This is a genomic window from uncultured Bacteroides sp. (assembly GCF_905207245.1).
In the GTDB taxonomy this organism is placed as follows: Bacteria; Bacteroidota; Bacteroidia; order Bacteroidales; family Bacteroidaceae; genus Bacteroides.
On record NZ_CAJLKP010000006.1, the window covers coordinates 122974 to 134221 of the forward strand.

Below are 11248 nucleotides of genomic sequence, written 5' to 3' on the forward strand. Positions count from 1 at the left end.
TATTATGAAAAATATAAGAAAGCATTTTCACGTTATAATATTGGCCTTAGGCCTGTTTGTGACAATGGCGTGCGAGGACCTGGCTTTCGGGGATAAGTTCCTGCAGAAGCCACCCAGTACGGATGTTACGATTGATACCGTATTCTCTACGGCAGAGTATGCCCGTCGCGTATTGTCGTATAGCTATCAGTATTTGCCTTACGGCTTGGAAACCAGTGGCTATTGGACTACTATGTGGCTGGGTACTATTGAGGGGCTTACCGACCTGAATTGCGACAATGTAGGATATTCCGGCGTTCAGCGTGTCTATTATTCCGGTAGTTATAATTCCTCTGTCGAGAATACTCCGCGAGCAACTTATATGACTACTAAGATTCGTTTTAATGAAAGCGAGACTCACATGTGGTCGGCCATTCGTCACGCATGGATACTTTTTAATAATGTAGACCGTGTGCCCGATATGGCTCAGACAGAAAAAGAACGCTTGAAAGCGGAAGCTAAAATGCTTGTTGCCATCTACTATGCACACATGCTGCGTCATTATGGCGGGTTGCCTATTGTAAATAAGGTGATTGCAGCCGACGACGAAATGCCTAAGCGTGCAACTTTGCAAGAGACGGTTGATTTCATCATTGGGCTTTTGGATGATGTCATAGCTTGCCAGGATTTTCCATGGAGAATTTCGGATGAAGACATGGCACAGTGGGACGGTCGTCTGACTAAGGCCGGTGCTTACGGACTGAAAGCAAGAGTATTACTGTTTGTAGCAAGTCCACTGCTAAACAGCGATCAGCCTTATGCTGCCGGTGAAGCTTCAAACCAGCACATGACTTGGTTTGGCAATTACGACCGTGAACGTTGGAAAAAGGCTGTAGATGCTTGTGAAGCTTTCTTCAATGCTCTCAGTCAGAATGGTTTTTATCGCCTGGTGCAGAAAAATGATGTTTCGCCTAATGAATACCGTTATGCTTTCCGTAATGCTTATTTTGATCGTGGAACTACCGAGACCTTGATTTCTGTACACCGGAATATCTATTCGGCAAGTTTGAGTGCCGGACAATTGGTACTGTGGAATGCCATTCGTTGGGGAGGCTATAATCCTACCAAAGAATATTTTGATATGTTTCCGATGGCTGACGGTTCGGACTTTGACTGGAATAACCCTGAACATGCTGCCAATCCGTTCATTAACCGTGATCCTCGTTTGAGTGAGACCTTCATCCTGGATGGCGATATTTATCAGGGAAGAACTGTGGAATTAACTCAGGAATATCCCAATGATAAAACCAATTATCCAAAAGGTAAGGACTGGGGACAAGGAGCGATGCATAGCTTAAGCCTGAAAACCGGGTTGGCTTGCCGTAAGTGGGGCTTGGACCGTGGTAGTGAACTGAGCGGGCATGTTATCCAATGGCCACACCTGCGTATCGCAGAACTTTATTTGAGTTATGCAGAGGCTCTGAATGAATATAATGGCGGTCCTACCGGTCAGGCATATCAATGTGTGAATGATGTACGGGCACGTGTAGGTCTGGGAGGTTTGAAAACAGGTATGACGCAAGAACAATTCCGCGAAGCGGTTCTTCGTGAACGTGCATGTGAGTTTGGGTATGAAGAGGTGCGTTTCTTCGACCTCATCCGTTGGAAGATGGAAGATAAATTCACTACACCTTTGCATGGGCTGAATGTATATAAGAACAAAGAAGATGGTACGTATATTTGCGAACCTTTCTCTCTGGCTGAAACGGATAGAAACCGTGCTTGGTGGAATGCCGGCGGATTCTCTTCTATCTGGTACTTTAGTGCCTTCCCGCAGGACGAGGTGAACAAAGGATACGGATTGGTACAGAATCCGGGTTGGGAATAATATTTCTGGAAATTAGAAATGAAAAACGATTATGAATAAAAGATTCAATATATTTTTGGCTGGTGTGTTGTGTTCACTTGGCGTGATGGCGCAGGAAGACACATTGTCAGTCCGTCAGAATAATGAGGTGATAGAACTGGGACGTTCTGTCGCTCTCGATACGAAGGAGATGACCGGTGCAATCTCTGTTACTTCAAATCTCTCACATAAGAATAGCATTAAACCGTCTAACCAGTTGTTTGGTACACTTCCCGGACTGACGGTGCTGCAGAAATCCGGAACTGTTTGGGAAGACGGTGCAACACTGTATATACGTGGAAACGGTTCTTTAAACTCCAATAGTCCGCTGGTATTGGTAGATGGCTTCGAACGCTCGATTGATGAATTAAGCTCTGAGGAAATAGAATCCGTAAGTGTACTGAAAGATGCAGTGGCTACCAGTTTGTATGGTATACGTGGTGCCAATGGTGTCATTCTTGTAAAAACCAAACGGGGAACTGTAGGTGCCCCCAAGATAACTTTTTCCTATGAGTTCAATATGGCAACTCCTAAACGCTTGCCTGAATTTGCAGATGGCTATACGTATGCCACTGCTTTGAATGAGGCTATGAGGAACGATGGGCTGGCTCCCCGTTACTCAAACACAGAATTGGATGCATTCAAGAATCAGACTTATCCGGGCGTTTATCCGAATGTGGATTGGATGGATGAATCCCTGAGAGATATGAGCTATGGGGACAATGTGAATTTCACGGCACAGGGAGGAAGTAAGTTTGTGCGTTACTATACAATGCTGAACTTCCTGGATAACCGGGGGATACTGAAACCTACATCGGATAACGATGGTTACTCAACACAATTGAAATATTCAAGATTGAATATTCGTACAAATCTGGATATTACAGTCACTCCGACGACTACTGTACAGTTGAATTTATTGGGTAACTTTACAGAACACAATCGTCCCGGTGAGAGTACGGATAATATTTTCTCTGCATTGTTCCAGGTGCCTTCGGGCGCGTTCCCGGTAAAAACGGACAGAGGAATATGGGGAGGTACGACTAACTATTCCAACAATCCGGTCGCTCTTATTTCCGGCAGAGGATATGCACGGTCTCAAACGCGTGCCATGTATGCAGATGTACACATGAAGCAGGATTTGTCTGCCATATTGCCCGGTTGGACAGCAGGCTTTAAAGTAGGTATAGATAACACAGCCTCTTATTGGGATAACAATACCAAGAATTTTGGCTATGAATCAGCTTCTGTTGATTTGGCTACCGGTGAGAAGAGCTATTCCACCCTTCGTAATGAAGGTACATTGGGCTTTTCGAAAAGTGTAGGGTCAGTTGCCACTCATTTTAATCTGGAGTTTTATACCAATTATATAAAGCAGTGGAACAAACATAGTTTGAATGCAACCCTGCTTTACTCAATGGATAAGGCAAAAACAAAGAGCCAGAACTCCGGACGTGCATTTATGGACGTAGTGGGTAGTGCGCATTATGCTTACAATAATCGCTATCTGGTTGACTTCTCGCTATCCGGTTCAGCTTCCAGTATACTTGATCCGGACGACCGCTGGGGGATTTTTCCGGCAATTGGTGCAGGTTGGATTTTGTCTGAAGAGGATTTTATGAAGCAAGATTGGTTGAATCTCTTGAAAGTCAGGGCTTCCTATGGTATTTCCGGTCGTGCTGATTATAGCGTAAATCTGTTTCAGGATATTTATGGTAGTGGAAATTCTTTCTATTTTCAGAATGCCACTAATGTGCCCGCTTCATCATCCGGTATGAAGTACACTCAAATGGGGATTGACGGTTTGACTTATGAGAAATCCCATAAACTGAACGTCGGGGTTGACTTTAGAGCTTGGAACAAGTTATCGGTAACATTAGATGCATTCTATGATCATCGTACGGATATTCTGGTGAGCAACGGTGGTTCCGTATCTCAGATATTTGGTATGTCTGTACCGAAGATCAATAATGGTGTGGTAGATAATAAGGGTGTTGAGGCTTCTTTAGCTTGGGATGATAAAATTGGAAATGTAAAATACCATTTGGGCGGACAGTTCACTTTTGCCCGCAACAAGATTAAGAATCAGAATGAAGAATACCGTCCCTATGACTATCTGAAACGTACCGGGAATTCTTTAAATCAAATCTACGGTTATGAGGTAGTAGGAATCTATAAGTCTCAGGATGAAATAGACAATCGTGGCGTGGAACAATTATTAGGTAATGTACGTCCGGGTGATTTGATGTTCAAGGATCAGAACGGTGATAATAAGATTGACGCTTACGATCAGGTGCCTTTGGGTTACAATGCCACTTGTCCTGAAATCTATTATTCATTTGATTTAGGATTGGAGTATAAAGGTTTTGGAGTGTATGCGCTGTTTCAAGGGGTAGGTAACTATAGCAAGATACTGAATACTGCAAGTATTTATCGCCCGATTGTAAGCAACAATACCATCTCTACTTACTATTGGGAAAACCGCTGGAGTGAAACAAATCCGAATGGAACTTTGCCGCGCCTGACTTATTCCGGATCGGACAATAATTACAATACCAACTCTATGTGGGTAACGGATGCCTCCTTTTTGAAGTTGAGAACATTGGAATTGTATTATAACTTCCCAACCAGATTATTGAAGAAAACAGGTTTCCTGGCCGGCGTGAAAGTATTTGCCCGTGGACATGACTTGTTCTGCCTGGATGGAATCGACCTTCGTGATCCGGAGTCCATTGGTGCCGAGCACCCTACTATGACTCAATATGCCTTCGGATTTAATTTATCTTTCTAAAAAATGAATGTTATGAAATTAAAGAAATTATTTACAATACTTGTATCTGTCAGTTTGTTGGCATCCTGTGATTTTATGGATTGCAATGAATCGGATTATTACTCTTTGAAGGAAATTCAGGGGAGCTATAATCGCGTTAAGCAATTTGTGACGGATGTTTATGGCTATCTGCCTTCAAACTTTTGTAATATCGATGGTGCCATGCTGGATGCTGCGACAGATGATGCCGTTCATATTTATGAATCATCCACCATACAGCGCTTTGTAAATGGCACTTGGTCGCCTAATTATACGGTAGATGATCAGTTCGCCAATTATTACAACGGCATTCATGATGCAAATTTCTATTTGGATAATCTAACCGGATTGAAGTTTGAAACATGGGAAAATACGAATGATTATGATAACTGGATGGTTACTTATCCTAATTTTGAGTATGAAATTCGTTTTCTGCGTGCTTATTTCTATTTTGAGTTGACAAGACGTTATCAGAATGTACCTCTGATAACTAAGGTTGTGACTCAGGAGGAAGCTAATGTGGCGGAACCTGCTTCGGCAGAACAGATCTTTGATTTTATCATTTCTGAGTGTACGGAACTTTCAGCAAAGCTCCCTGTAGATTATAAGAAGATGCCTGGCAGTGAATTAGGTCGTGCCACGAGAGGTGCCGCCCTGGCCTTGAAAGCACGTGTTGCTTTGTATGCAGCCAGTCCGTTGTTTAATACAAGTAATGATAAGAATAAGTGGGTGGCTGCTGCCGAAGCTGCATATGAGCTTATCGGACAGAGTTCTACTTTAGGATATAAATTGGATGGCAGTTTCTCTAATTTGTTCGGTGCAACCAATACAGCAAGTAGTGAAATGATTTTGGTACGTCCTACAGGAACAAGCACAAGTTTTGAGGCTGCTAATTTTCCTATGGGTGTAACCGGTGGTAAGACAACCACTTGTCCGACGGAAAATCTGGCAAGTGCATTTGAAATGGCAACAGGTGAGGAGTTTGATTGGAATAATGAGGAAATGAGCAAGAATCCTTATGCAGGCAGAGATCCCCGTTTCTATCTGACCCTTGTACATAATGGCATGGCATGGCCGGCTGCGAACCCCGTTGAGATTTATGAAGGCGGTGCCAATGGTTTGCCTTTGACCAACGCTACATCTACCGGTTACTATCTGCGTAAGTACGTGGATAAGAGTATCAGTTTTGAAGCAGGGGCTTCTTCGGCGGCGACTCATCACAACTGGGTGTTGTTCCGCTATGCAGAAGTGCTACTGAACTATGCAGAGGCTATGGTGAATGCTTATGGTGATATCAACCATACTACGGATAAATGTGGTATGAGTGCATTGGCAGCTGTGAATGCGGTCCGTGGCAGAGCAGGGGTGAATATGCCCGCTTTACCGGGGACTCTGTCTCCTACAGAGTTCTTGAAACGTGTGAAAAATGAACGTAGAATAGAGCTTGCTTTTGAAGGGCACCGTTTTTGGGATCTTCGCCGTTGGAAAGAGTTGGATGAATCCAAAGATATTTATGGAGTGAAAATCACAAAAGATAGCGATGAAGTGAACTATAAAAAGTTTACATTAGACTCCAGAAAGATAAGTGATAAATTGTATTTTTATCCGATAGCAAATACAGAGCTCTTTAAAAATAAGAATCTGAATCAGAATCCTGGCTGGGAATAATCAAATTCATATAAAAGGCCACACCGATGGTAATATAGGCGTGGCCTTTTTATAGAAACGATGACGAAAATAGAAATTAAGGGTGGAACAAAATGTACTGTTGTAAAAAGATATAAAAGATATATAATGAAAGCATTTTACATTTTATGCATATCGGTATTAGTGTTGATTGCATGTAGCGGAAGAGAGAATACAGAATTTGTAAAACGTGGGTTTGACCGGGCGGAACAGCAATTATCGAATCAGTTAAAGGTTGTGCCTGAAACAACTGACTATCCTCGTACGATAGGCAAGGATGGTAAACTCAGGGTAACTCATAAAAATGACTGGACAGAGGGATTTTATCCTGGATGTTTGTGGTATGTATATGAATATACAGGTAAGGAAAACTGGAAAAATGCTGCCTTGAAATGGACAGAGGCACTTGAACCCTTAAAGAAATTGACTAATCATCACGATATTGGTTTTCTGATGTATTGTAGTTTTGGAAATGCATATCGTTTGACTGGGAATGAGGCTTATAAGGATATTCTGGTTGAATCAGCCCGCTCATTGTGTACTCGTTTTAATGAAAAAACAGGTAGTATCAAGTCGTGGAATTACCGGAAAGCATGGAATGGCAAAGATGAGTGGTTTTATCCGGTTATTATTGACAATATGATGAACTTGGAACTACTGTATTTTGCCACCAAAGTGACTGGAGACTCCATTTATGCTCAAATAGCTAATCGGCATGCCGAGACAGCGGCCAGGAATCAGTTCCGTGAAGATTATAGTAATTATCATGTTGTTAATTATGATGAAGAAACAGGGGAGGTGCTGAATCGGGCCACCTGCCAGGGATTTTCTGATAACTCAGCATGGGCTCGTGGGCAAGCTTGGGCCATTTACGGGTACACGATGGCCTATCGTGAGACTCATAGAAAAGATTTTTTGGAGATGGCTGTTCATACGGCTGATTTCTGGCTGAATCATCCGAATTTGCCGGAAGATGGAATACCATATTGGGACTTTAATGCTGGTCAGGAGGGATATGTACCTGACTGGAATTATGATCCGCAAAAGTATAAAGTTATACCGCGTGATGCTTCGGCGGCGGCGATTGCGGCCTCTGCCTTTCTGGAGTTGGCGGATTATGTGGCAGAGGGGGAAAAATATAATGCTGCAGCAATACACATACTACAGTCTCTTTCTTCTCCCGCCTATCTGGCGGAACCGGATACGAATTGCAATTTTATATTGATGCATAGTGTAGGAAGTATACCGCATGGCGAAGAGATTGATGTTCCTTTGGTATATGCTGATTATTATTATTTGGAAGCTTTGATGAGATATGAGGACAAAATAAAGGGCAAAAAAGATAATAATTGAGTATATTTATATTGAAAAATTAGTTTAATTTGCAAATTATCTGTGTAACATAATCTAATAGTATGAATAGAAGTAGAATGGCTTTATTGGGAGCTTGTATATTAAGTCTCTCTGCAGTAGTAGCAAATGCCGGCGAAAAGCCTGCGCATGTTCTCCCTTATTGGCAGGACATACAGACTGTCTCCGTGAATAGGGAATCCCCCCGTACAGCTTTCATGACGTATGATACCCGTCAGGCGGCATTGAGTGGGAAATATGAAAGCAGTAAGTATTATAAGTTGCTTAATGGAACCTGGAAATTCTATTATTCGGATTCACATCATAATTTACCTGCGGATGCTGTTCAAACGGTAGCTGAGATGAAAGGATGGAATGATATTCAGGTTCCTGGAAACTGGGAGGCGCAAGGATATGGTATACCTATTTATACCAATCACGGATATGAATTTAAGGCACTCAATCCACAACCTCCACAGTTGCCCGATGATATACCGGTGGGTATTTATCGTCGGGAAATAACAATTCCGGAAGATTGGATGTCACGCGATATCTATTTGCATATAGCAGGAGCTAAATCCGGTGTCTATGTATATTTAAATGGGCAGGAAGTCGGTTATAATGAGGATTCCAAAAATCCTGCAGAATTTTTGATAAATAAATATATACGGGATGGTCAGAATACACTGGTTCTGAAGATATTTCGCTGGAGTACCGGTTCATATCTGGAATGCCAGGATTTTTGGCGTATGAGTGGCATTGAACGTGACGTCTTCCTTTATTCTCAGCCCAAAACGGCAGTGAAAGATTTTCGAGTGGTTTCTACCTTGGATGATAGTTATACAAATGGTATTTTTAAGTTGGCTGTTGATATCCGTAATAATGTTCCGGCGGGTAAAAACTTGCAGGTGCTTTACGAGTTGATAGACAAATCCTCCGGAAAGGCAGTTGTTACGTCCACAGGGGATTGTAATGTAAAAGGTACGGGTGTCCAGACTGTTACATTTGATGCAAACCTACCGGAAGTAAAAACCTGGACATCTGAATCTCCCAATCTATATAAACTGTTGATTACACTGAAAGAAGGAGATAAGGTGACTGAGGTTATTCCTTTTAATGTTGGTTTCCGACGAATTGAAATCAGAGAAATAAATCAGAAAGCTAAGAATGGAAAGCCATATGTAGTACTTATGATTAACGGACAACCTTTAAAATTGAAGGGAGTCAATATCCATGAACATGATGAACGGACAGGTCACTATGTGACGGAAGAGTTGATGCGCAAGGATTTTGAACTGATGAAACGTAATAATATAAATACGGTTCGCCTCTGTCATTATCCGCAAGATCGCCGCTTTTATGAATTATGTGATGAATTCGGACTGTATGTATATGATGAAGCTAATATAGAATCACATGGAATGTATTATGATTTGCGCAGAGGCGGAACATTAGGTAACAACCCGGAATGGCTGAAGCCGCATATGTATCGTACGATGAATATGTATGAACGTAATAAGAACCATCCTTCTGTTACATTCTGGTCTTTAGGAAATGAGGCTGGCAATGGATACAATTTCTATCAGACATATCTTTGGGTGAAAGAGCAAGATAAAAACCTGATGAATAGGCCTGTGAATTATGAACGGGCACAGTGGGAGTGGAATTCGGATATGTATGTGCCGCAATACCCCAGTGCAGAATGGCTGAGATATATTGGAGAAACAGGTTCCGACCGTCCGGTGGTTCCTTCGGAATACTCTCATGCCATGGGTAATTCGAATGGTAATTTGTGGGACCAATGGAAAGAAATTTATAAATATCCCAATCTTCAGGGCGGATACATTTGGGACTGGGTGGATCAAGGATTATTAAGGACGGATGAAAAAGGGCGTCAGTACTGGGCATATGGAGGTGATTATGGTGTAAATATGCCGAGTGACGGTAATTTCTGTTGCAATGGTTTGGTTGGCCCCGACCGTAAACCGCATCCTGCTATAGCAGAAGTGAAATATGTACATCAGAATGTTGCTTTTAATGCTATTGATATAGCCACTGGTAAGTATAAAGTCATTAATCGCTTCTACTTTACAAATCTGAAAAAATATACCATCCAGTATGAATTGCGTGCTAATGGCATTGTTGTGAAAAAAGGAAAACTGACTTTGGATGTAGCTCCGCAGACCGAAAAAGAATTCTCTATTCCTGTGAAGGATGTGAGAGGAAAAGTGGGAGTGGAATACTTTGTACATTTTAGTGTAGTCACTAATCAGCCTGAGCCATTGATACCGGTAGGGTATGAAATAGCTTATGAACAATTCAGATTACCAACAGAAGTTGACAGAATAGCATATAAAACGACTGGCCCGACTTTAGATTGGAAGGAAGAAGGGGATAACTTAGTTGTTTCTTCTTCTAAAGTATACTTTGAATTTAACCGTACTTCGGGGATGGTTACTTCCTACAAAGTGAATGGCGTTGAATATTTTGATAAAAAATTTGGAGTACAACCTAATTTCTGGCGTACGCCCAATGATAATGATTATGGTAATACAAATCCAAAGCGTTTGCAGATATGGAAAACTTCAAGCCATAACTTTAAAATAAGTAATGCTTCTGTAAAAATGGAAGGAAAGAATGCTGTCGTGGGAGTAGTTTATGACTTACCGGCCGGCAACCAATATCTGATAGATTATAATATATATCCGGATGGAGTGATAAATGTAGCGGTGAAGTTTATTGCAACCAATCAGAATGCAGTAGAAACTGATATCCTGGAAGATACTCATCTTGCTACTTATACTCCCGGCAAAAAGCAGGAAAAGAAGAATCTGCTTGAAGTGCCTCGTATCGGCGTGCGTTTCCGCATACCACAGGACATGAATATAGTAGAATATTTTGGGCGTGGACCGGAAGAAAATTATATAGATCGTAATGCCGGAACTATGGTGGGGCGCTATAAAACAACTGCTGATGACATGTATGTAGACTATGTGCGTCCTCAGGAAAATGGACATCGCACAGATACTCGCTGGGTTGCTTTAACGAAAAAGAACGGTTGTGGTCTGTTGATACAGGCGGAACGGACAATAGGGTTCAATGCATTGAGAAATGCAGTAGAAGATTTTGATTCGGAAGACTCATCACACCCATATCAATGGCGGAATCGCTCTCCGGAAGAGATTAAGGACCACAATATGGATGAAGCCAGAAATGTCCTGCGAAAAATGACCCATGTTAATGACATTGTTTTCCGGGATTTTGTGGAGGTATGCGTTGATATGAGACAACAGGGAGTAGCTGGCTATGATAGCTGGGGGGCAAAAGTGCAACCCGGATATACGATACCTGCTAATCAAAACTATGAGTGGGGTTTCACATTTGTGCCGGTGAAGGCTGGAAATGATTTAGACCGGTCACTTCGCTACAATTATTGAATTAGTTACGAGCTACGGGCTACAAGCTACAAGTAGCTGCGCTATGTTCCGAAAGGCACTTGTAGCTTGTAGCCTGTAGCT

At 42.1% G+C, this 11248-nt stretch carries 5 protein-coding genes; all 5 read left to right on the plus strand.

Annotation, left to right across the window (positions count from 1 at the left end; genetic code table 11):
- Positions 1–4: 4 nt before the first annotated feature.
- Positions 5–1867 (plus strand): RagB/SusD family nutrient uptake outer membrane protein, encoded by a 1863-nt coding sequence (locus QZ135_RS03610; RefSeq protein WP_294606012.1) that lies wholly within the window; start codon positions 5–7, stop codon positions 1865–1867.
- A gap of 31 nt (positions 1868–1898) precedes the next feature.
- Entirely contained in the window at positions 1899–4676 is a 2778-nt protein-coding gene (locus QZ135_RS03615; RefSeq protein WP_294606013.1) for a SusC/RagA family TonB-linked outer membrane protein, read from the plus strand.
- A 12-nt stretch (positions 4677–4688) separates the two neighbouring features.
- Positions 4689–6362 carry a RagB/SusD family nutrient uptake outer membrane protein gene (locus QZ135_RS03620; RefSeq protein WP_294606015.1) on the plus strand — a complete coding sequence of 558 codons (1674 nt, stop codon included), beginning with the start codon at positions 4689–4691 and terminating at the stop codon, positions 6360–6362.
- 126 nt (positions 6363–6488) lie between these two features.
- Complete coding sequence (locus QZ135_RS03625; RefSeq protein WP_294606017.1) at positions 6489–7733, plus strand: glycoside hydrolase family 88 protein; 1245 nt, start codon at positions 6489–6491, stop codon at positions 7731–7733.
- A gap of 62 nt (positions 7734–7795) precedes the next feature.
- Positions 7796–11167 carry a glycoside hydrolase family 2 TIM barrel-domain containing protein gene (locus tag QZ135_RS03630; RefSeq protein WP_294606019.1) on the plus strand — a complete coding sequence of 1124 codons (3372 nt, stop codon included), beginning with the start codon at positions 7796–7798 and terminating at the stop codon, positions 11165–11167.
- Positions 11168–11248: the final 81 nt, after the last annotated feature.

What these genes read in the sequence shown, in the direction of transcription:
- QZ135_RS03620 (WP_294606015.1), top strand. Translation starts at nt 4,689, where the DNA reads ATGAAATTAAAGAAATTATTTACAATACTTGTATCTGTCAGTTTGTTG.
- QZ135_RS03610 (WP_294606012.1), top strand. Translation starts at nt 5, where the DNA reads ATGAAAAATATAAGAAAGCATTTTCACGTTATAATATTGGCCTTAGGC.
- QZ135_RS03630 (WP_294606019.1), top strand. Translation starts at nt 7,796, where the DNA reads ATGAATAGAAGTAGAATGGCTTTATTGGGAGCTTGTATATTAAGTCTC.
- QZ135_RS03615 (WP_294606013.1), top strand. Translation starts at nt 1,899, where the DNA reads ATGAATAAAAGATTCAATATATTTTTGGCTGGTGTGTTGTGTTCACTT.
- QZ135_RS03625 (WP_294606017.1), top strand. Translation starts at nt 6,489, where the DNA reads ATGAAAGCATTTTACATTTTATGCATATCGGTATTAGTGTTGATTGCA.